This is a genomic window from Oceanisphaera psychrotolerans (assembly GCF_001870485.1).
In the GTDB taxonomy this organism is placed as follows: Bacteria; Pseudomonadota; Gammaproteobacteria; order Enterobacterales; family Aeromonadaceae; genus Oceanimonas; species Oceanimonas psychrotolerans.
In genome coordinates, this window is record NZ_MDKE01000008.1 from 1 (window position 1) to 21,488 (window position 21,488).

Annotated in this window: 14 protein-coding genes and 1 pseudogene; 11 read left to right on the forward strand and 4 right to left on the reverse strand. The window is 55.2% G+C overall.

Going from position 1 to position 21,488, the window contains the following annotated elements; translation table 11 throughout:
- A pseudogene (locus BFR47_RS17695) lies at positions 1-142 on the reverse strand (IS630 family transposase); the annotation flags it as partial.
- Positions 143-427: 285 nt separating this feature from the next.
- On the opposite strand from BFR47_RS17695, the gene BFR47_RS17370 reads away from it, so the two are divergent.
- The 8 genes from BFR47_RS17370 to BFR47_RS18470 all read left to right on the forward strand — a co-directional run bounded on the left by BFR47_RS17370 (position 428) and on the right by BFR47_RS18470 (position 12,310).
- Positions 428-1,291, forward strand: coding sequence for a glycosyltransferase family 61 protein (locus BFR47_RS17370; RefSeq protein WP_175514051.1), 864 nt, complete (start codon positions 428-430; stop codon positions 1,289-1,291).
- Positions 1,292-1,742: 451 nt separating this feature from the next.
- A complete protein-coding gene (locus BFR47_RS03260; protein WP_071471749.1) occupies positions 1,743-2,918 on the forward strand; it encodes a nucleotide sugar dehydrogenase in 1,176 nt (391 codons plus the stop codon).
- A complete protein-coding gene (locus BFR47_RS03265) occupies positions 2,911-5,049 on the forward strand; it encodes a glycosyltransferase (RefSeq protein ID WP_071471750.1) in 2,139 nt (712 codons plus the stop codon). The genes BFR47_RS03260 and BFR47_RS03265 overlap by 8 nt, the downstream gene beginning before the upstream one ends.
- A gap of 101 nt (positions 5,050-5,150) precedes the next feature.
- Positions 5,151-5,438, forward strand: a complete 288-nt coding sequence (locus tag BFR47_RS03270) for a hypothetical protein (RefSeq protein ID WP_071471751.1) — start codon at positions 5,151-5,153, stop codon at positions 5,436-5,438.
- Positions 5,435-6,838, forward strand: coding sequence for a hypothetical protein (locus BFR47_RS03275; protein ID WP_071471752.1), 1,404 nt, complete (start codon positions 5,435-5,437; stop codon positions 6,836-6,838). The genes BFR47_RS03270 and BFR47_RS03275 overlap by 4 nt, the downstream gene beginning before the upstream one ends.
- Before the next feature lie 588 nt (positions 6,839-7,426).
- Positions 7,427-8,968, forward strand: coding sequence for a glycosyltransferase family 2 protein (locus tag BFR47_RS03280; RefSeq protein ID WP_175514052.1), 1,542 nt, complete (start codon positions 7,427-7,429; stop codon positions 8,966-8,968).
- 2 nt (positions 8,969-8,970) lie between these two features.
- Positions 8,971-9,906 (forward strand): glycosyltransferase family protein, encoded by a 936-nt coding sequence (locus BFR47_RS03285; protein ID WP_071471753.1) that lies wholly within the window; start codon positions 8,971-8,973, stop codon positions 9,904-9,906.
- Positions 9,907-10,078: 172 nt separating this feature from the next.
- Positions 10,079-12,310 carry a capsular polysaccharide biosynthesis protein gene (locus BFR47_RS18470; protein ID WP_281245928.1) on the forward strand — a complete coding sequence of 744 codons (2,232 nt, stop codon included), beginning with the start codon at positions 10,079-10,081 and terminating at the stop codon, positions 12,308-12,310.
- Positions 12,311-12,411: 101 nt separating this feature from the next.
- Here BFR47_RS18470 and htpG read toward each other — a convergent pair whose 3' ends face one another.
- From htpG to fadI, 3 genes are all read right to left on the reverse strand, one after another.
- Positions 12,412-14,328, reverse strand: a complete 1,917-nt coding sequence (gene htpG, locus BFR47_RS03300; RefSeq protein WP_071471754.1) for a molecular chaperone HtpG — start codon at positions 14,326-14,328, stop codon at positions 12,412-12,414.
- 326 nt (positions 14,329-14,654) lie between these two features.
- On the reverse strand, positions 14,655-16,778 hold the full coding sequence (fadJ, locus tag BFR47_RS03305; protein WP_071471755.1) for a fatty acid oxidation complex subunit alpha FadJ: 2,124 nt from the start codon (positions 16,776-16,778) through the stop codon (positions 14,655-14,657).
- 32 nt (positions 16,779-16,810) lie between these two features.
- Positions 16,811-18,124 carry an acetyl-CoA C-acyltransferase FadI gene (gene fadI / locus BFR47_RS03310; protein ID WP_071471756.1) on the reverse strand — a complete coding sequence of 438 codons (1,314 nt, stop codon included), beginning with the start codon at positions 18,122-18,124 and terminating at the stop codon, positions 16,811-16,813.
- 271 nt (positions 18,125-18,395) lie between these two features.
- Between fadI and BFR47_RS03315 the strand changes: the two genes are divergently transcribed.
- From BFR47_RS03315 to putP, 3 genes are all read left to right on the forward strand, one after another.
- Entirely contained in the window at positions 18,396-18,911 is a 516-nt protein-coding gene (locus tag BFR47_RS03315; RefSeq protein ID WP_071471757.1) for a sigma-70 family RNA polymerase sigma factor, read from the forward strand.
- Entirely contained in the window at positions 18,904-19,632 is a 729-nt protein-coding gene (locus BFR47_RS03320; protein ID WP_071471758.1) for a DUF3379 domain-containing protein, read from the forward strand. Before BFR47_RS03315 ends, BFR47_RS03320 begins: the two co-directional genes overlap by 8 nt.
- Positions 19,633-19,884: 252 nt before the next feature.
- Complete coding sequence (putP, locus tag BFR47_RS03325; protein WP_071471759.1) at positions 19,885-21,348, forward strand: sodium/proline symporter PutP; 1,464 nt, start codon at positions 19,885-19,887, stop codon at positions 21,346-21,348.
- Positions 21,349-21,488 lie beyond the last annotated feature (140 nt).

Sequence of the window (21,488 nt, forward strand, 5' to 3'; positions counted from 1 at the left end):
TATGAATCTTCTTGAGCGTGCATCCTTCATAACGCAGTAGGATGGCCATGACTCGACGGGCATGCTGCTTGTCGCGCGTAGTCTGAATAATCTTGTGCATTCGGCGTCGCTCTGGGCGAGGTAGGGGTGGTAAGATCGGCATGAACTCAGTCCTTTGGGTGTCGTTTTGTTTTGTTTGGCGACTGATCAGATCGCACAAACTGGACTGAGTTCCCTTCCTTCAGTGATCTACTATTCGGAACAGCTATTTAGGTCTGAGAGCGAAGGAAAATAAACTATCAAACTATCGTTACTGCCACACAACTTATAAAAAAAACATCAACCCAGGTTCAATTCTGTACTCTGCAAATTCAAATATTGGTGCACACTTAGGTTTCCCAGCTAAACATGACACGATCCTATATTAACAATGTTAACGGGTGTTTATATGTTTTACGGCTTTAGTTGTCAATTGTCAGTAATGGATAGATTTATTGGATCTACCGTTCATAACGAAAACAATGAAATCACATCAATTAAAAATGTTTATTTTGACCCCAACACTCCTGCTTTATATAAAGACGGCGTTGTAGTTGACGAATCATTGCTAAAAAGAAATGTAGTACGCCGCCAGAGTTCATTTAATCAGAAGATAGCATTCCCTGTTGCCGATAAAGTTAAACCTGAAAAATTAAAAAGCCACTTACCAGGCAAATACATCTACCTCGGATCTTTTGGCTACAACCATTACGGGCATTTTATAACCGAGCAAATAGGGATGATATATTTGGCGTTGATGAACGATTTCAATGAGTACCAACTTATATTTCATCCTAACTTGCCAGGCCACTTTGGCTCAAAGTTTAATTCAACAGATGACTTCCCTAAATACATTATTGATATATTGAGCTTATTAAATTTAAACCTTAGACGATTTGTTTTTTTAGATAAACCAACACTTATAGAGGAAGTCATCATACCTAAACCTTCATTTGTTTTAGATAATTATATAAACAAAAACCATAAAGAGGTTTTTGAACGTAACATTGCTGATACACATTATAACGAACCAACCATGAAGTTTAATAAAGTTACCGGCGTTTATTTTTCAAGATCCAAACTAAAAAGACGGAGAGCAGTGATTAATGAATCAACGTTAGAGGATATTTTCAAGAGCCGAGGGTTTCTTGTTGTTTATCCAGAATCACTCTCTGCGGCAGAGCAAATCAAGCTAATAAACTCCGTCGACATAATATCTGGATGTAATGGCTCTGCCTTACATTCTGTTTTATTTAGAAAAAACCTAAACTAAAGGTTATAAATATATGCACAGAGAACATAGGAAATAGCTATTTTTTGATAGACAAGGTTGCTAACGTTGAACCATTTTATGTTTGCGCGTTACAGTCTGGAAATAGTAGGCGTGACTCTGATGCTTTTTTGATAAAACGTAGAAAAATAATTGAATCAGTCCTAAGCATAGCGCAAGATAATTAAGATGTTAATTTAACAGCGATTTCGTCAACAAAAATCAAAAAAGCTTAATAAAACAACATCACTTCGAGCAACAATAAACTCCACTTGATATCTCGCAATCAAACCAGCTCATTACACTCTGATAAAATCATGAAAAAAACTAAAAATTAGTTTTAATCGCTCATCAACCACCCCTATGTAGCTAACGTAGATCTCTACAATTAAAATTTACGCTCTGAAATTCTACTTGAAGAGTTAAGACCTTAAATTAATTATGAGCCATTAATATGATAAAATCAAAAGTAACCATAGCAGGATCAGGTTATGTGGGCTTATCCAACGCCATGCTGCTGGCACAATACAACGAAGTGGTATCAGTCGATATAGCACCAGAGAAGGTGGCATTACTGAACGACAACATTTCACCAATAGAAGACAAAGAAATCAGTGACTTCCTGACTAATAAAGAGCTGAATTTCACTACAACTCTGGATGCTGAGCAGGCCTATCGTGATGCAGACTTCGTGATTATCGCCACCCCCACCGACTATGATCCCATCACCAATTACTTCAACACTGAAAGTGTAGAGTCGGTCATAGAGCAGGTAATGGCGATTAACCCTAATGCGATCATGGTGATTAAATCAACGGTACCTGTGGGCTATACCGCTATGGCGAAAGAGAAATTTGGCACGGAAAATATTATTTTCTCGCCCGAATTTCTCCGTGAAGGCACTGCGCTATACGACAATCTTTACCCCAGCCGTATTATCGTGGGTGAACGCAGTGAGCGTGCCGAGCAGTTTGCGAGATTACTACAGCAGGGCGCGGTAAAACAGGACGTGCCGGTGCTGTTTACTAACAGTACCGAAGCCGAGGCGATCAAACTGTTTTCCAATACCTACCTGGCCATGCGGGTCGCCTACTTCAACGAGCTGGACACCTATGCAGAAACTCATGAGTTAGACAGCCGCCAGATTATCGAAGGGGTCGGGCTGGATCCGCGCATCGGCAGTCACTACCGCAACCCCAGCTTCGGCTATGGTGGCTACTGCCTGCCAAAAGATACCAAGCAGCTGCTCGCCAACTATAAAAACGTGCCCAGTAACCTGATCCAGGCGATAGTGGATGCCAACCATACCCGAAAGGATTTTATTGCCGAATCGGTGATTAAACGCAATCCGCAGGTAGTGGGCATATATCGCCTGGTCATGAAGTCAGGGTCAGACAACTTCCGCGCTTCCGCCATTCAAGGCATCATGAAACGCCTTAAAGGAAAAGGCATCGAGGTGGTGGTGTATGAGCCCGAGTTTCATGAGCCCGAATTCTTCCACTCTCGAATGATCACCAGTCTGGACGAGTTCAAGCAAACGGCAGATGTAATCCTGGCCAACCGCATGACCAACCAACTGCAGGATGTGGCCGACAAGGTGTATACCCGGGATCTGTTTGGCAATGATTAAACGCATCTACCAGCGGGTGATCAGCCTGCTGTCTGGCAGCACCAGGGCCTCCCGAGCCTGGCTGAGTGCCGCAGAGCAACAGCTTAATGTCAGCGGCCTGTTCGATGCCAAGTGGTATTTGCAACAAAATCCCGATGTGGCGACGGCAGGCATGGAGCCCGTGCACCATTACCTGCTGCATGGCTGGCACGAAGGCCGGGAACCCGGGCCGAAGTTTGACACCGGCCACTACCTTGAGCAGCAACCCGCTGCGGCATCAGCAAACATGGCGCCGCTGCTGCATTATCTGCAGGTCGGCAAGGCACAGGGGGCCACCATCAGATTACGGTGGAGTACCGCTCCCTGGTGGTGGCCCCTGGTTTCACCCCATAGCCAGGACAAGCCATGCAGGGCAAGACTGGAGCGGATATCAGCTGTCGGTTGGCCGGTTATCATCATACCGGTATTCAACGCGGCTAAAGCAGTTGAGGCCTGCCTTGCCTCGGTAAGTGCTTATACTCATCCAGGTTGCCGGGTGCTGGTGATCAACGATGCCAGCACAGATACCGCTATTGCTCCGTTGCTCAAACGATATGAAGCAGTTCCGGGTTTCGAGGTGTTAACCCATGGTCAAAACAAAGGCTACACCCAGACGGTCAACGAGGGGATAAAGCAGACCGGGCAGGCTGATGTTATCCTGCTGAATTCGGATACTCTGGTCACACCAGGATGGGTACAACGGCTGCGCTGGGCGGCCAGCGCTCACCCCAGGGTGGCCACCGTCACGCCCTTTTCCGATAACGCCGGGGCCTTTTCAGCCCCGCAATCTGGCACTAATACACGGCCGGAAAATGTTGCTATGGAAACGTGTGCACGAGCAGTTGCACAAACCTCTGGCCGTTATCTCCCCCGGGTGCCTACCGGAAACGGTTTTTGCATGTATATCCGGCGCGCTTGCCTTGATGCCATCGGCAGCTTTGATGCGCAAGCTTTTCCCCGCGGTTACGGGGAAGAAAACGATTTCTGTATGCGTGCCGGTGCTCTTGGGTGGCAACACCTGATTGACGACAGCACCTATATTTCGCATCAGCGTTCGGCCAGTTTTGGCTCAGAAAAGGAATCCTTGCTGCAGACGGGGCGTGCCATGGTTGATCAGCGCTATCCACACTACACGGAGCAGGTGCGTCAGGCCTTTGCCGAACCATGCCTGCAGCAGGCCCGGCGCAGGGTGGGTACCGCGCTAAAGCATTGTGCCGACTCTGGTGCCAGCGTTCGGCCACGGGTGCTTTATGTGATTTCAACACGAACCGGTGGCACTCCCCAGACCAATCAGGATCTGATGCGAGCGTTGGCACCCGAAATAGAAGCTCTGGTACTACATTGCAATAGCCGGCAGATGACACTGGAGCATTTTGCCGATGGTGTTTATACCGAAATGGACAGCCATATGCTGGCTGAGCCAATCAGGCCGTTACCGCACAAGAGCGATGAATATGATGCCGTAGTAGCAGACTGGCTGATGCGGTGGGCCATCGAGCGTATCCATGTACGTCACATCGCCTGGCACAGCCTGGGGTTACTTGAAGTAGCTTCTCATCTGGGTATACCCAGCATCTTCTCTTTTCACGATTTCTATACCCTGTGCCCTAGCGTGAAACTGCTGGATGACAAACAACAGTTTTGTGCCGCTGCCTGCACAGTTGGTCAGGGCCGCTGTCAACATGAGCTGTGGCCAGAGAGCGGCTTTGACCATCTCAAGCACGGCCAAATCCATGAGTGGCAGACTGCTTTTGCACAGGCTCTGTCATATTGCGATGCCTTTATTACCACCACCGCATTTGCCCGTCAGCTGATAGTGCAGCGTTATCCGGTACTGGCGAGTAAACCTTTCAGGGTCGTTGCACATGGGCGCGATTTCACCACATTGCAGCAGCTTGCCGCTCTCCCCACGGCCCATGAACCATTACGCCTGGTGGTGCCGGGAAACCTGTCGGAGGCAAAAGGCGGCAGATTAATCCAGGCCCTGGCAGAACGAATGTTACCGGAATCACTGCAGATCCACCTTCTGGGTGAAATAGCCCCAACATTGCGGATGCCTGCTCATGTGGTTTGCCATGCAAATATCGCCGTGATGAGTTTGACCAGAAAATAGCTGAAATTCGGCCTCACCTGGGTGCAGTTCTCGCCATCTGGCCCGAAACCTGGTGTCATACGCTCACTGAACTCTGGTCCTGCGGAGTACCTGTAGTCGGCATGAATACCGGTGCCGTGGGTGAGCGTATTACTGCCAGCAAAGCCGGCTGGCTATTGCATAATGCCGATGTAACCGAACTCATCCGCTTGCTTACCGTGGCAAGCAAGCCTATTGAGTGGCAGCAGAAAGTGGATGCCGTACACCGTTGGCAACAAGACGAAGGCAGGATCGCCACCACACGCCGGATGGGTAAGCAGTATCTGGATGTGTATCGGCTGGCTGATACACATTGCAGCGAAACCTCACCTTTGCTTACCAGCATTGAATGTTCTCAGGAGCATGCATGAATATATTGATAGGTACCTCACCCTTCTGTTGCCGGGACAAGACTGTGTCCCTGTTGCAGCAGGCAGGCATTACCCCCTCAACAACGCTGGATCTTGTGGACGAACAAACGCTAAGCCAGGCAACCGTGTTGCTCGCCAATCATAGCGTTGCCGCCGCCATCGTACTTTACGCCCCTCTGGATATGGCATTGGAACACGCCATTGCTCAGAGCGTTCCTGTTGAACAGGCATTGGTATCCTGGCAGCAAAACACCAGCCAGCTTGTTCGTTTTTACAAACAGCACCGCACCGGCGTGTTGCTGGCAAGTTTGGCGGACGTTTTTGCTGCGCCACAGGCTTTTGTCAACGCCTGCGCTAACCGCTGGCCGTCACTGACCCTTGACGATAATGAGCCTGTGAGTTCTGAAGTGAAACCGGCGCCTTTCTATCAGTTGTTGGCGTATGCCCTGCAAATCCATGTACCTGCACTGCAAACATTAAGCCAGCAGCTGACCGCCCTGACTCAGCCCCTGACTTATCATCATCCTGCTCCAACGTCATTACCGGTAGATGTGGGTGAATTGGTGAGTCATTATCAACATGCTGTCTCCGCCCAAAAACAACTGCCCGCTTTAATGGAGCAACTGTATACCCTGCAGCAAGAATGTGAACAGGGAAAACAAAAACTGGATGAGCAGCAGCAGGAAAACCAGCTATTACTGGAGCAGTTATTTTCCGTTCAGGAAGAGCTGGATTCACGGCTGCAGGAGCATGAAAAGCAGCGAACTTACCAGCAACAACAGCAAACATTGACGCAGCAGCTGGAGAAAAAACAACAGGCTCATGTCAAGGAAAAACAAGAGCTTCAGAATCAGAATGCACGACTTCAAGAGCAATGGAACAGCCTGCAGCAAGAATATGAGCAGGAAAAACAAAGGCAGGATGAGCTACGGCAGGAAAACCAGCTGTTGCTGGAACAGCTGTTTGCCGTTCAGGAAGAACTGGAAAGCCATTACCTTGCAAGCCGCCAGCAAGATAGTCAACAACAGCCCGGAAGCTCATCGTCCGATGACCAGCATACTCATAATGCCAACGTACCCCTACTCAAACGACAACTGCAAAAATGGACTACAAAAAAGGCCCTCCGGCGAAAATTAGCCGATTTGCACAACTCGCCCCTGTTTGATCCGAAATGGTATCTGGCCCAATATCCGGATATCGCCACCAATGTTAAATTCCGCAAGAACCCTGCACTTCATTATTTAAAGTTTGGCGGTTTTGAAGGGCGCAACCCAAGCCCACACTTCAACAGTGCAGCCTATTTGGCACTTAATCCGGATGTGCAAGCCGAAGGGTTCAACCCGTTGCTACACTATCTTCGCTTCGGTCAGGCAGAAAACCGCCACACGGGCCAATCATGATTGACAGCTGTCAGGTAACATATGACTCATTTATTTGCCTGGACTACTAGAAAAAAAATAAAACAGATCAAACTTAACCTTGCCCCCGGCGCCAGCTCTGGCTGGATGCTGGTAAGCTGCCTTCTGGAATACCAGGGGCCAACTCTGGAAGCCCGGCTGGTAACGGAAAACAAGCACGGAAAAACACTGCTTACCCCCCTGCCGGTGACACTGAAGGGAAACATCTATGAGCTGATACATGTGCCACCCGGGATTAAAAACGTCTGGCTCGAGGTAAAATCTATCGCTCAGACTCCAAATATAGGCGCCGTGAGGTTTACCCCCGTCACCCCTTTCACCCGCCATTATTTGATGTGGCGGCGGCTGTACAACACTTATACCCAAGCCTCGACATCACAACGCCGTATTCTAGGTCTGACCTTGAGTGGCATGCTGTTAAGGCCTTATCCGTCATATGCCCTGATCGGAAAAAGTCGCTATTATACAGCTTCCCCCTCTTACCCCGAATGGATTGCCCAGTCCGAGCAGCACACACCGACGGACAGCCTGCGCCTGAAGCGAACCATCACACGGTTAGGGTTACAGAGCATGATGGTCGATGTGGTTATCGATGCCCGAAGCCTTGAGTCCGCAGCCCCTGTTCTGGACTCACTGAATTCACTTAACGCCCAACTGGAAATTTCCTTTCGCCCCTGGGTACTGATCACTACAAACGCCTTGCCCTGGTGGGCAGAAGAGCTGCAAGTCCAGGCTGAATTCATCAGTGACGATAGCCTTGCCACACACTCAGGTTTGCCCGGTTCTTATCAATCTCAATGGGTATTCATGATGCAGGCGGGCACCAGGCTGGCACCCTGGGCCCTGGCCTGGATAGCTATGGCAGCACGCCATGCCACTACCGCACTGATTTACCCGGATCATGATTATCTGACGGATGGAAAGCGGGTGGATCCTCAGTTCAAACCGGACTGGTCCGAAGAACTGGCCCGTACTTCCGGCTATGTGGGCTCTGCGTTTGCGCTGCGTGCCAGCTTGTTTCGTCAGGTTGTTCAAGAGACCGGTTTTGAGTGTGCTTATCAGCTGGTGCTGGATGCAGCGGCACTGGCCGGCCCGGAGGCGGTAAGCCACATTCCCGCCGTGCTATGTCACTACGGGTCTCAATGCAGCGTAACCACCAGTCAAGCGGTGCTGGAGCAGCACTTGCGCAAACGTAAGATAGAGGCAAGGGTAGAGCCGCAAGGGGCGCATCTCAGGATACGTTATCAACTGCCGGAAAAGCTGCCCAAAGTGTCTATTGTCGTGCCTACCCGGGATGCCCTGGACTATTTGCAAACCTGTGTAAAAAGCCTGCTGCGAAAAACGACCTGGCTGGATTATGAATTACTGATTGTCGATAATCAGAGCGTTGAGTCCGCTACCCTCACCTATTTTGAGCGGGTGTCGCGGCACAAACAGGTAAAGGTGTTGCGTTATGACCAGCCCTTTAACTTTTCCGCTATCAACAACTTTGCAGTGGCACAAGCCAGCGGTGACGTGATTTGCCTGCTGAACAACGACACCGAAGTGATCAGCCCCGACTGGCTGGAAGAAATGGTCTCCCGCCTACTGCAACCCAATGTGGGCGTGGTGGGTACCCGGCTGTATTTCAGTGATGGTCGAGTGCAGCATGCCGGCGATGTGCTGGGCTCAGGCGGCTGTGCAACACATTTGCATGGCATTCTGGAGGCAAACGACCCCGGTTATATGCACAGGGCCGTGCTGGCTCAGGATTTGTCTGCGGTTACCGCCGCCTGTTTTGTGACCCATAAAAAGCTGTACCAGCAACTGGGCGGTCTGGATGAAACCAACCTGACCGTGGCGTTTAACGATATCGATTACTGCCTGCGGGTAAGGGAAGCCGGGCAGCGGGTGATTTATACCCCTTACGCAGAGCTGTATCACCATGAGTCGGTTTCCCGCGGCAAAGATGATTCTCCGGAAAAGCAAGCCAGAGCCAAACGCGAGTCGGATTACATGCGTAGCCGCTGGGGACACATTATTGACCGGGATCCCTTCTATAACCCCAATCTGAATTATTCGCAGCCCGACTTCAAACTGGGCAAGATCCCTCGAGTAGGCTGGCCTTGGTAAAAATGCAGCAACGCAGCCGTATTCTGATTATTGAACAGGAAGCCAACCCATCCACCGATTTTTTTGTGCGTCCCGGGCTCAATAGCAACGGAGATGAAATAATTACTCTGAGGCTCGATGCTTCACCGTCATTAGACGAATCGTTGAAAAAAGTGATATTTGTTCGGTATATCACCCCGCAATGGCAGCATTGGGTGGAACAGAACCAAACTCGACTGAGCCAGCTCGTGTTTTTTATGGATGACGATCTGTTTGATTTAAGCACTCATGCCGGCCTGCCACTATGTTACCGCTGGAAGCTATACCGACTTGCCTGGCGACACCAGGCATGGCTGAAAAAAATGGGAGCTGAATTATGGGTGTCGACCCCCTGGTTAGCTAAAAAATACGCCAGTTGGTCCCCCCTGGTCTGTTCACCCCAATCACCCTATACCGGAACCAAGCCCATGAACACCCTGTTCTACCATGGTTCAGCCTCTCATCGAGATGAGTTTGAATGGCTCTATCCGGTGGTTGAGCAGGTCCTCAAACGACAGGCCAACCTGTGTTTTGAGCTGATTGGCAATGGTAAAGTACACAGCCGGTTCTCCGCCTTGCCCCGGGTACATGTGCTGCACCCCATGAAATGGCCGGCTTATCAGACGCTGATAAGCCGGCCGGGTTACACCATAGGCCTTGCCCCGTTGTTGGAAAACCGCTTCAACGCCGCCCGTGCTCAAACCAAATTTTTTGACATTACTCAGGCTGGCGCCGTGGGTATTTATACGGACCATCCGGTTTACCGTCAGGTAGTGCGCCACCAGCACAACGGCCTGCTGCTGCCCATGGAGCAACAGGCATGGATAGAAGGAATTTTACAGCTAACCAACGATGAGCAAAGCAGGAGAAATATGTTGGAAAACGCTACAGGGCAGATTGAACATGCCGACTGGTTATAGGCTTCGTTATTGATATGCACGAAAATACAATGCGCAAAATTATTGTCACCGACGGATTCGGCTTTATCTTCCTTAATATCTGTGACACGGTGCTGTTACTCAACAAGCTTGCGTTTTTCTCTCACCAGCATTCATCAACTGATAAATAACGAGATCGGATACCGCACTTTTTATGCTGCTTACCACTTCTCGCGGAATCTGGCGACAGCGTCGGGTGCTGAATGCGTTTTTATCCCCTCATTATCTTGGCAAGCAGGCAACTCCTGCATTAGCTGCTGTAATCGGCTGGGGTATGAAGCCCAACACACAAAAAGCCCGGGAGCTTGCAGAACGCCGTACCCTGCCCTTCTGGCAGCTGGAAGACGGTTTTGTAGGTTATATCGGTCACCCGGCCTCTGGGGCATCTCGCCTGTCGCTGATAGTGGATGAAGTGGGCGTGTATTACGACGCCACTCGCCCAAGCCAGCTTGAGCAGATGCTGGATGACATGAGCTGGTGGAACCCGCAGTGGCAGCAGCGGACAGAGCAGTTGCAAGCCTTGCTTGGCCGTGAAGGCATTACCAAATACAACCACTATGCGGATAATTGCCTGCCACCGGCGGTGGCTGATCGCCTGGATGCGTCTCGCCCCCGGGTACTGGTAATTGACCAGACCCGGGGGGATCCGGCGGTGCAACTGGGGCTGGCCAGCGAACAGAGCTTTGCCGATATGCTGGCTGCCGCTAAAGCAGATAACCCAGCGGCACAAATTATTGTGCGCACCCATCCGGATGTGCTGCTGGGCAAGAAGCAGGGTTATTTAACGGGAGCTGCCGGCGATGATGTGCTGCTGTTGGCGGAGTCGGTTAACCCCTTTGCGTTGATGGCGGCGGTAAGCAAGGTGTATACGGTCACCTCTCAGCTGGGCTTTGAGGCCTTGCTGGCCGGCAAGCCGGTGGTGTGTTTTGGTGCGCCCTTTTATGCAGGTTGGGGCGTCACCGACGACAGGATAGCTATTCCGCGTCGAGGCGAACCGCGCACCGTGCAGCAGCTGCTGGCAGCCGCCTATCTGCGTTATTGCCGTTATGTGGACCCTGTTACCGGCGAGCGCTGCGAGCTGGAAGATTTGCTGGATTTGATCCTGGCTCAGCGCAGTCCGGTACCGATGGTGGATACCCTGTATGCGGTGGGTTTTTCGCTCTGGCGGCGGCGTTTTACCCCCCGGTTTTTAAGCCGCTATGCCCGAGAGGTGAAGTTTGTAAATCGTATTCCCGTAGCACCCGCGTCTTCAAGCCTGCCTTTGCAGGCATCCAGTGCAAACGGTGCTGAACCTGAAACAACGGCAGGGGATGAAGGCTCTATGGATTCCCGCCTTCGCGGGAATGTCGAGGAGAAGCGTGGGAATGACGGGGGGAACCGAGGGAATAACGAAGACAAAGACGGACATGTCCCATCACCGTCGTCATGCCTGCGAAGGCAGGCACCCAGTGTAAATGATGCCGTCTTGGTTTGGGGTCGCCGTTTTGAAGCAGTACAGGCCAACGCCGCTTTACCGGTGTGGCGGATGGAAGACGGCTTTTTACGCTCGGTGGGGTTGGGGTCGGATCTGCGTCGGCCCGGCTCGCTGGTGGTGGATAATCTGGGTATGTATTACGACCCGCGCACGCCCAGTGCCATTGAGCAGTATCTTGCCGGGCATGACTTTTCTGCCCTCGAACTACAGCTGGGTGAACAGCTGGTGGCCCATTTCAGCGAGCAGGCGCTTAGCAAATACAATGTGGGCCATCACACCAAACTACGGTGGCGGCAGCAGGCGGCGGGGCGCCCGGTGATACTGGTGCCCGGCCAGGTGGATGACGATGCTTCCATTCAGCTGGGCAGCCCCTATGCCAAAGGCAACGCCGCCCTGTTGCAGGCGGTGCGGGCGGATCATCCCGAGGCCTTTATCGTGTTCAAACCGCATCCGGATGTGGTGAGTGGCAATCGCCAGGGCCAGATGCCGGATGCCGTGCTTGAACGGTGCGTGGATGCGCTGGAAACCGAGGCCGGCATTGTGGCTTGCCTGGACGAGTGCGATGCGGTGCATACCCTCACCTCACTCACCGGGCTGGAGGCACTGATCCGCGGCAAACCGGTGACGGTCTGGGGCCAGCCCTTTTATGCCGGCTGGGGGCTGACCGAAGATATACACCCGGTGGAACGCCGAGGCCGAGGCCTGCCCCTGGCTGCCCTGGTGTATGCCACCTACGCCTGGTACCCCACCTACGTGGATTATCCCACCGGCCTGTACAGCACCCCGCTGCGCATGGCCTGGCGGCTGGCCCGGGAACGGGAGCAGTTCAAAGAGCCGGACAACCCCTTGTTGCGCTGGACCCACCGCCGGTTGCGCAAGGCCCGGTTTTTATGGGAAGCGTTGAGCGGGTAACCCCTGCGGGGAGCCGCTCCCGTCATTCCTGCGCATGTAGAGTTCCTGATAGCAAAAACCCGGCGCGAGGCCGGGTTTTGTGTTTATTTGCTAAAGGACTATCAGCCCAGTAGCAGGCGGTTGACCCGGGCCACGAAGGCGGCGGGGTCTTTCAGGCCACCCTGCTCGGCCAGCTGGGCCTGCTCCAGCAGCAGCTGGGACCATTCGTTGAACTGGTCACCTTCTTCAAGGGTTTCCAGTTTCTTCACCAGGGTGTGCTCGGGGTTCAGCTCCAGAATGTACTTCTGCTCCGGCACCGGCTGGCCGGCGGCGCGCATCAGCTTGATCATCTGGGTGCTCATGTCGTACTCACCGGCCACCACGCAAGACGGGGTGCTGGTCAAACGATGGGTCAGGCGCACTTCCTTAACCTCGTCGCCCAGGGCGGTCTGTACTCGCTCCAGCAGCGGCGCCAGGGCTTCTTTCGCTTCTTCCTGAGCCTTCTTGGTTTCTTCGTCGTCCAGCTCGCCCAGATCCAGCTCACCCTTGGTCACGGACACGAACTGCTTGTCCTTGAAGTCGCTCAGGTGGTTCATCAGCCACTCGTCTACCCGCTCCCACATCAGCAGCACTTCGATGCCCTTCTTCTTGAAGATTTCCAGGTGCGGGCTGTGGCTGGCGGCGGCATAGCTGTCGGCGGTGATGTAGTAGATCTTGTCCTGACCTTCCTTCATGCGGCCGATGTAGTCTTCCAGCGACACTGTCTGGGCGTCGGAGTCGTTATGAGTGCTGGCGAAACGCAGCAGACCGGCAATTTGCTCGCGGTTGGCGTAGTCTTCGGCCGGGCCTTCTTTCAGCACGTTGCCGAATTCTTTCCAGAAACCCTGATACTTGTCGGCGTCGTTCTTCGCCATCTGCTCCAGCATGGACAGCACCCGCTTGCTGCAGGCCTTGCGCAGCTGGGCGGTGATCTTGTTGTCCTGCAGAATTTCACGCGACACGTTCAGCGGCAGATCGTTGGAGTCGAGCACCCCTTTCACGAAGCGCAGATAGGTGGGCATAAACTGCTCGGCGTCATCCATGATGAACACCCGCTGCACATACAGCTTGAGGCCGTGGCTCTGATCCCGGTTGTACATGTCGAACGGCGCCTTGGCGGGCACATACAGCAGGCTGGTGTATTCCTGATTGCCTTCCACCTTGTTGTGGCTCCAGGCCAGGGCGTCCTGATAATCGTGGGAGATGTGCTTGTAGAATTCCTGGTATTCTTCGTCGCTCACTTCACCCTTGGAGCGGGTCCACAGGGCGGTGGCCTTGTTTACCTGCTCCCACTCGCCTTCGGTGGCGGGAGAGGTAACGGTGCCGTCTTCGTCGGTTTGCTCGGGCTCGCCGTCTTTCCACATTTCCACGGCGATGCTGATGTGATCGGAATACTTGCCGATGATGCTGCGCAGGCGCCAGTCGTCGAGGAACTCCAGCTCGGCTTCACGCAGGTGCAGTATCACATCGGTGCCGCGGCCCGGCTTGTCGATATCGGCCACGGTGAAGCTGCCGTCACCATCGGACTCCCAGCGCACACCCCGGTCGGTGGCCTGACCGGCGGCGCGGCTGAGCACGGTGACCTTGTCGGCCACGATAAAGGCGGAGTAGAAACCCACGCCGAACTGGCCGATCAGCTGGGAGTCTTTGGCCTGATCACCGGACAGCTGGCCGAAAAAGGCCTTGGTGCCGGATTTGGCGATGGTGCCCAGGTGCTCGATGACTTCGTCCCGGCTCATGCCGATGCCGTTGTCGGAAATGGTCAGGGTCTTGTTGTCTTTGTCCAGCACCAGTCGCACCCGCAGGTTGCCGTCCGCTTCATAGAGGGCACTGTCCGACAGTGCCTTGAAGCGCAGCTTGTCGGCGGCATCGGCGGCGTTGGACACCAGCTCGCGCAGAAACACCTCTTTGTTGGAATAGAGGCTGTGGGCCATCAGGTTGAGCAGTTGTTTGACTTCGGTTTGAAAACCATGAGTTTCGGTATGCACAGCTTCTGACATCTTCATGTTCCTTGCTTGGGTTTGACTTCTGTACAGAAAGATGGGGCTGGCCGGCGGGATTTCAAGGGCAAAATGGAAAACAAAGCCGTAAGTAATCAGCTTTAGGTGAAAGACAAACACCTTGGTGGCAGGATTGGTGTTATGTCTGTGGGGCTGGCGTTGTCTGACGGTTTGCGCCGGCTGAAGCGGCGCCTACAGCATGGCCAAACATAGGCGCCGTGTTTTTGTAGCCGGCGCTTTAGCTGCCGGAGCAGACGGTGCCGATTCAGCTGGCATCGCACCGTCTGAAAATTCGCGCCGGCTGAAGCGGCTCCTACAGCTGGTTTTCAGTAATAGCTTTCCCTGCTTTCCGCCATCCGGCGCAACGGCTCGCAAGGCCCGAAGCGTTCGCCGTATTTGCGGGCGCATTCGTTCATTTTATCCACCACGGAGCCGATGCCCTGCTGGTGCATGAAAAAGAAGGGGCCGCCGCTGAAGGGCGGGAAGCCGATGCCGAACACGGCACCGATGTCGCCATCCCGGGCCGAGGCAATCACGCCCTCGTCCAGGGTCCGTGCCGCCTCGTTCAGCATCATCAGCACGCAGCGTTCTGCCAGCTCCTGAGCCGGCAACCGGTGTTGAGGCTTGATACCCAAGAGTGGATACAGGCTGTCGTCCACCGGCTTGTGTTTACCCTTCTTGCCTTTCTTGTCGTGGCGATAAAAGCCCCGGCCGTTCTTCTTGCCGTGGCGGTTATCATTCAACAACTTGTCGAACACCTCGGGGGCGGTGAAGCGTTCACCCAACTCCCGCACCAGAACGGGCGAGATCTTGGCGGCCACGTCGATGCCCACTTCGTCCAGCAGGGTCAGGGGCCCCACCGGAAAACCGTAATCCACCAGCGCCTGGTCGATGGCTTCGATGGGCTCGCCCTCCAGTAGCAGCCGCGCCGCCTCGTTGAGATAGGGCGCCAGTATGCGGTTTACGTAAAAGCCGGCCTTATCCTGCACCACTATCGGGGTCTTGCCCTGGGCCCGGGCCAGTTTCAGCGCCGTGGCCACGGTGGCCGGGCTGGTGACCGCATGAGGGATGATTTCCACCAGCGGCATCTTGTTGACCGGGCTGAAGTAATGCAGCCCCACCAACTGTTCGGGCCGGGCCGCGCCGTCGGCTATCTGGTGAATCGGCAGCGACGAGGTATTGGTGGCAAAGAGGGTGTGGGCCGGGCAGTTTGCCTCCACCTCGGCCACCATCTGCCGCTTGACCTCCAGATCTTCAAACACCGCCTCCACCACCAAATCGACCCGCTCGAAGCCGCGGTAATCCAGGGTGCTGGTGATCCGCGCCAGTTGCTGTTGCATCTCGCTGGCCCGTAACTGCTTCTTGTGTAGCTTCGGCGCCAGCAGACCGTGGGCACTGGCCATGGCCTGATTGATACCCTTGTGGGAAATGTCCTTGATACGCACCGGCAACCCGGCTCTGGTAGAGGTAACGAAGGCGATGCCGCCACCCATCAGGCCGCCACCCAGCACGCCGATGCGGGCCAGCGCATTCGGCTCTTCGCCCTGCCAGCGGGTTTCCTTCTTCATCTCGGTGGTGGCGAAAAACAACTGACGCAACGCCGCCGACTCGGGGCTCATCACCAGCTCGCCGAAAGCCTGCGCTTCGGCGTCCAGGCCCTTCTCCATACCCTGCTCATAACCGGTACGCACCACCTCCAGCAAACGCTCCGGTGCCGGGTACTTGCCGCGGGTTTTATGGCGCAGGGTACTGAGCGCCTTGTAGAACACCAGCTTGCGGCCAAGGGGGTTGGCCTCCAGCGCCAGGGTTTTCAGATCCTTTTTGCGGGAGCGTATCGGTTTACCCTGACGCACCAGCTCGACAGCCGTTTGCAGCAGGATGCTGCGGGGCACCATGTCATCCACCAGCCCGGCTTTCAGCGCCTGTGCGGGCCGCAGCGGCTTGCCGGTCAGCATCATGTCCAGCGCCCGGATCGGGCCAACCAACCGGGGCAGACGCTGGGTACCGCCGGAGCCCGGCAACAACCCCAACTGTACTTCAGGCAGCCCCAGGCGGGTCTGGTCGTCGTCGCTGCATACCCGACCATGACAGGCCAGCGCCAACTCCAGCCCGCCGCCCAGGCAGGGCCCGTGAATGGCGGCGATCAACGGTATCTCGAGCGCTTCCAGCCGGTGGAATATTTCCTGCCCGGCCCGGGCCAGCGCCTCGGCCTGCCCGGCACTGGTGCATTCGTCCAGCATGCGTACGTCGGCCCCGGCAATAAAGGAGTCGGGCTTGCCCGAGCACAACACCAGTCCGCGGATGCTGCTGTCGGCGGTTACCTCGGCCAGCAGCGCCTGTATCTCGTCAACGAAGCTGGCACGCAGGGTGTTCATACGCTCGCCCGGCACATCCATGGTAATGATGCCGATGCCGTCTTCATTACGCAGGGTAAAGGTCGATGCCGTCATGGGGTCGGTCCTTGTCTCGGTGATAACGTCGCTCATGATGCAGCCTCCAGTACCATGGCCACGCCCAGGCCGCCGGCGGCGCAGGCGGTGGTCAGAGCCAGACCGCCGCCGCGGCGGTTAAGCTCTCTCAGGGTTTGGGTGATCATGCGCGCACCGGTGGCGGCAAAAGGGTGACCATAGGCCAGAGAGCCGCCCAGTACGTTGAACTTGCTCATGTCTATCTCGCCGATGGCCCGGCCACGGTTCAGCTCGCGTTCGGCAAAGGTGGTGCTTGCAAACATCTTGAGGTTGGCCAGGGTCTGGGCGGCAAAGGCCTCGTGCATATCGACGAGATCCATGTCCGCCAGGGTGCAGCCGGCGCGATCCAGTGCCAGCGGCGTGGCATAGGCCGGACCCAGCAGCATGTCGTGCCGTACCCCGATGGCCGAATAGGCGTAGCTGCGCAGGTAGCCGAGTGGCGTCAGGCCCAGCGCTTGCGCCCGGCTTTCGGTCATCATCAGCACGGCGGCGGCACCGTCGGTCAGCGGCGTGCTGTTGGCGGCCGTCACGGTGCCGTGGCGACGATCGAAGGCGGGTCTGAGCTTGCCGTAATCCTCGAGCTTCGAGGCGGTGCGAATGTTGTTGTCCTGCTCGAAGGCCGCCTTGAACGGCGGCACATAGGCGGCCATTACCTCGTCCGTCAGCCAGCCCTGCTGCCAGGCCCGGGTCGCCAGCTGATGAGAACGGTGAGCCAGTTCATCCTGAGCCTGGCGGTCGATGCCGTGACTCTTGGCCATCTGCTCGGCGGTCTGCCCCATCGACAAGCCGGTGGAGTATTCCGCCACCGCCGGCGGCTCCGGCACCAGATCCCTGAGTCTGAGCCGCCGCAGTATGGCCAGTCTGGCGCCGAGCGACCTGGCCTTGCTCAGATCCAGCAACGCCTCGGCCAGTCGGTCAGAAACACCGATGGGCAATACCGAGGAAGAGTCGGCGCCGCCGGCGATCCCCACCTGTACCTGCCCCGCCAGCATCGACTCGGCCAGGCTGGATACGGCCTGAAAACTGGTGGCGCAGGCCCGGGTAACACTGTAGGCGTCGGTGCTCACCGGCAGTTCGGTGCCGAGCACGATCTCTCTGGCAATATTGGGAGCTTTGGGCATCTGCACCACCTGGCCGAATACCAGCCGCTGCACCTCGGATGCCGCCATGGGCGTGCGGGCCAGCAGTTCGTTCACCACCATGGTGCCCAGCTCCAGCGCCGGCATACCGCGAAAGGCGGTGGACTGACGGGCAAAGGGGGTTCTCAGCCCGGAAACGATGGCGATGCGATCGCCGTGGCGAGTGGTTAGCGGATTCGTCGACGACATCTCTGCTCCTTGTTGCAGGCCATCAGAACGTGAGTGGGCAAGAGGTCTGACCTCAAATGCATCTTAGCAATGCCTTAACCGGTTTAAAACAATCAGCTTGAAACCGTCGCCTTAATAATGGCCCGCCATTCCCGCGGTTGCCGGCCCCAATCAGTACTCGCACAGGCTTTTAAGAGTGAGTAGACTGAATTGAGCCACCCTATTCGAACGGTGAACAATGATTTCCTTATTCGGGCGAAAGAAGACCAAGCCGACTGCGGTCTCTAACAGCATGGTGATAAAACAAAAACGCTACGAAGCGCTGGTGTATGCCTTGCATGGTGACTTGTTTCGCTATGCCTTCTGGCTGTGTCACGACCGGCAGGTCGCCGAAGATCTGGTGCAAGAGACATTTTTGCGTGCCTGGAAGGCACTGGACAGCCTGAAGGATGAAAAAGCCGCCAAAGCCTGGCTTATCACCATTTTAAGACGCGAGAACGCCCGCCGCTTCGAACGCAAACGGTTCGATCTGGTGGATCTGGACTCGGTACCGGTACCCGACAAGCAAAGTCCGGGTCCGGAGCAGGACATGGAAAACGAATGGCTGCGCCGGCACATTGCCGAGCTGGCCGAAGAATACCGAGAGCCACTGTTACTGCAGGTACTGGGTGGTTTCAGTGGTGAAGAAATAGCCGAGATACTGAGTTTGAACAAGAATACCGTAATGACCCGCCTCTTTCGTGCCCGCAACAAGCTGAAAGAGGTCATGGACAAAGACAAATCCTCGCGAGGCCGAAGCAATGGATGACCTGGAGTTCAGACGTCGGGCTTATGCCGATCCCAACGACAAGAGTCCTGACTTTATTAATGCCTCAACCACTAACGCCGGTAACCGGCAATTTATGGAAGAAATAAAAGGCTTCAACCACAAGCTGGAACGTGCCCTGCACGAACCGGTGCCCGCCGCCTTGCCCGACAAGCTGATGTTGTCGCACCTGCTGCGCCAGCCGGATAACAGAGACAACTTCGGCTGGCGCCACCTGGCGGTGGCCGCTTCCCTTACCTTTGTATTGGGCTTCTCTACCCGTTTCCTGCCGCTATCGTCCGCCCCCGCCACGCCGATGCCATCGGTCGCGCAGGTCGCCATGCACCATGTGCGGGCCGAAATGTCCTTTACGCATCATGTGGATGAAGACGTCAGTCTCGCCACCATCAATGCCAAGTTAAAACCCTATGGCGCCCGGCTTAAAAACATGGCCGAGGTGGGCAAGGTGTATTTTGCCAACCACTGCATGTTTGCCGGGGGGCCGGCGGCACACCTGGTGATCCAGGGTGAACACGACCGGGTGCACGTGTTCATCGTGCCGGACGATCGTGCCCTGCAACTGGTGGACAGCTTCTCCGATACCCGTTATCACGGTGAAGTCATTCCCATGAGCCTCAACCGTCTGGTGGTGGTCAGCGAGCTGGAAGAAGATGTCGGCAAGATGGCCAGCAAGGTCAGGACCTCACTGGAAAGAGCGATATAACCGGCTCTGACAACGGCAATATACAAGGGTGACAACCCCTACCCCGCCGGTTCCCGGCTTGTCACCTACGCCCTGAAAAGGGAGCAGGCTCATGGTAGACATGACCCTGCTCCCTTTTTTTAGTTGCCTGTTTTTTATTCTGATGAGTCATAACGTTACAGGAATCGGGAGTTATTTGGCTTTATAATGTAACATTCGTGTATCGCTCACATGGAAGCGAAAACGCTGTTCGGAACAACAGGAATCCCGCTTATGACCATAGAACTCCCTATTCTGATTACCTTTGTCGGCTACCTGCTGCTGACCATGCTTATCGGTCTGGTGGCCTACAAAGCCACCAGCTCATTGAGCGATTACATTCTGGGCGGCCGCCGCCTGGGTCCTGGCGTGGCGGCCTTGAGTGTCGGTGCATCTGACATGAGCGGCTGGCTGCTGCTCGGGCTGCCCGGCGCCGTTTTTCTTTACGGTATCAATCAGGCCTGGATTGGTATCGGTCTGGTGCTGGGTGCCTGGCTGAACTGGCTGTTTGTGGCCAAGCGACTGCGGGTCTATACCGAACAAGCCAACGACTCCCTCACCCTGCCCGATTTTCTGGAAAACCGGTTAGCCGATCACAGCGGCCTGATCCGGGTCATTTCTGCCGTCACCATACTGGTGTTCTTTATTTTCTATACCGCCTCCGGGCTGGTGGGTGGCGCCATTCTGTTCGAACAGGTGTTTGGTCTGCCTTACCTGGCGGCGCTCGTCATTGGCGGCAGTGTCATTGTGGCCTATACCTTCATGGGCGGCTTTCTGGCGGTATCCTGGACCGATTTCTTCCAGGGCATTCTGATGCTGCTGGCGCTGATTGCGCTGCCCTGGGCGGTAACAAACGAGCTCGGTGGCATGGATCAGACCCTCGCTACCCTGGAGGCCATGGATGCAACCAAGCTGGATCTGTTCCATGACTTTTCCCTGCTGAGCGGCATCAGCCTGCTGGCCTGGGGACTGGGCTATTTTGGTCAGCCCCATATTCTGGCGCGCTTCATGGCCATCGACTCGCCGGACTCGGTGCCCCTGTCCCGCCGTATCGCCATGAGCTGGATGGTTCTGTCGCTGATTGGCTCCCTGGGCGTGGGGCTGGCCGGTGCCGTCTATTTTGCAGATGCGCCTCTGGACAACCCGGAAACCGTGTTCCTGGCCCTGGCCAACGCGGTATTCAACCCCTGGGTGGCCGGTTTGCTGATTGCCGCCATCATGTCGGCCATCATGAGCACCATCGATTCCCAGTTGCTGGTGTGCTCTTCCGCCATTACCGAAGACTTTTACAAGCGCTGGTTACGCCCGGCCGCCAGCGACAACGAGCTGGTATGGGTAGGTCGTTTTGCGGTATTGGGCGTGGCAGTCTGCTCCATGCTGATTGCACTGGATCCGCAAACCACGGTGCTCGGCCTGGTCAGCTATGCCTGGGCCGGTTTTGGTGCCGCCTTTGGCCCGGTCATTATTCTCTCGGTGTACTGGCCCAAGTTAACCCGCAATGGTGCCCTGGCCGGTATCGTGCTGGGTGCCCTGACCGTGATCGGCTGGAAGCAACTAAGCGGCAGCCTGTTTGATCTGTACGAAATTGTGCCCGGCTTCCTGATCTGTGGCCTGGCCTGCATTCTGGTCAGCCGCATGGGCCCGCCTCCGGCCAAAACCGTGGTGTTGGGTTTCAGACGGATGGAGTCCGAGCTTTAATCTTTGATTGCACTCACAAAAGGGGCCACAAGGCTCCTTTTTTTTAAACGTTCGTTTTACTTCCCCGTTACATTTCACTATGGTCCCGACTGACAGCGGTGCGCACCTCTTGCCAGTGGCACCAACTTAACGGCCCCGAT

Coding starts and splice junctions, on each gene's coding strand:
- BFR47_RS17370 (WP_175514051.1), top strand. CDS start 428: ATGTTTTACGGCTTTAGTTGTCAATTGTCAGTAATGGATAGATTTATT.
- BFR47_RS03260 (WP_071471749.1), top strand. CDS start 1,743: ATGATAAAATCAAAAGTAACCATAGCAGGATCAGGTTATGTGGGCTTA.
- BFR47_RS03265 (WP_071471750.1), top strand. CDS start 2,911: ATGATTAAACGCATCTACCAGCGGGTGATCAGCCTGCTGTCTGGCAGC.
- BFR47_RS03270 (WP_071471751.1), top strand. CDS start 5,151: ATGAATACCGGTGCCGTGGGTGAGCGTATTACTGCCAGCAAAGCCGGC.
- BFR47_RS03275 (WP_071471752.1), top strand. CDS start 5,435: ATGAATATATTGATAGGTACCTCACCCTTCTGTTGCCGGGACAAGACT.
- BFR47_RS03280 (WP_175514052.1), top strand. CDS start 7,427: ATGATGGTCGATGTGGTTATCGATGCCCGAAGCCTTGAGTCCGCAGCC.
- BFR47_RS03285 (WP_071471753.1), top strand. CDS start 8,971: ATGCAGCAACGCAGCCGTATTCTGATTATTGAACAGGAAGCCAACCCA.
- BFR47_RS18470 (WP_281245928.1), top strand. CDS start 10,079: ATGCTGCTTACCACTTCTCGCGGAATCTGGCGACAGCGTCGGGTGCTG.
- htpG (WP_071471754.1), bottom strand. CDS start 14,328: ATGTCAGAAGCTGTGCATACCGAAACTCATGGTTTTCAAACCGAAGTC.
- fadJ (WP_071471755.1), bottom strand. CDS start 16,778: ATGACGGCATCGACCTTTACCCTGCGTAATGAAGACGGCATCGGCATC.
- fadI (WP_071471756.1), bottom strand. CDS start 18,124: ATGTCGTCGACGAATCCGCTAACCACTCGCCACGGCGATCGCATCGCC.
- BFR47_RS03315 (WP_071471757.1), top strand. CDS start 18,396: ATGGTGATAAAACAAAAACGCTACGAAGCGCTGGTGTATGCCTTGCAT.
- BFR47_RS03320 (WP_071471758.1), top strand. CDS start 18,904: ATGGATGACCTGGAGTTCAGACGTCGGGCTTATGCCGATCCCAACGAC.
- putP (WP_071471759.1), top strand. CDS start 19,885: ATGACCATAGAACTCCCTATTCTGATTACCTTTGTCGGCTACCTGCTG.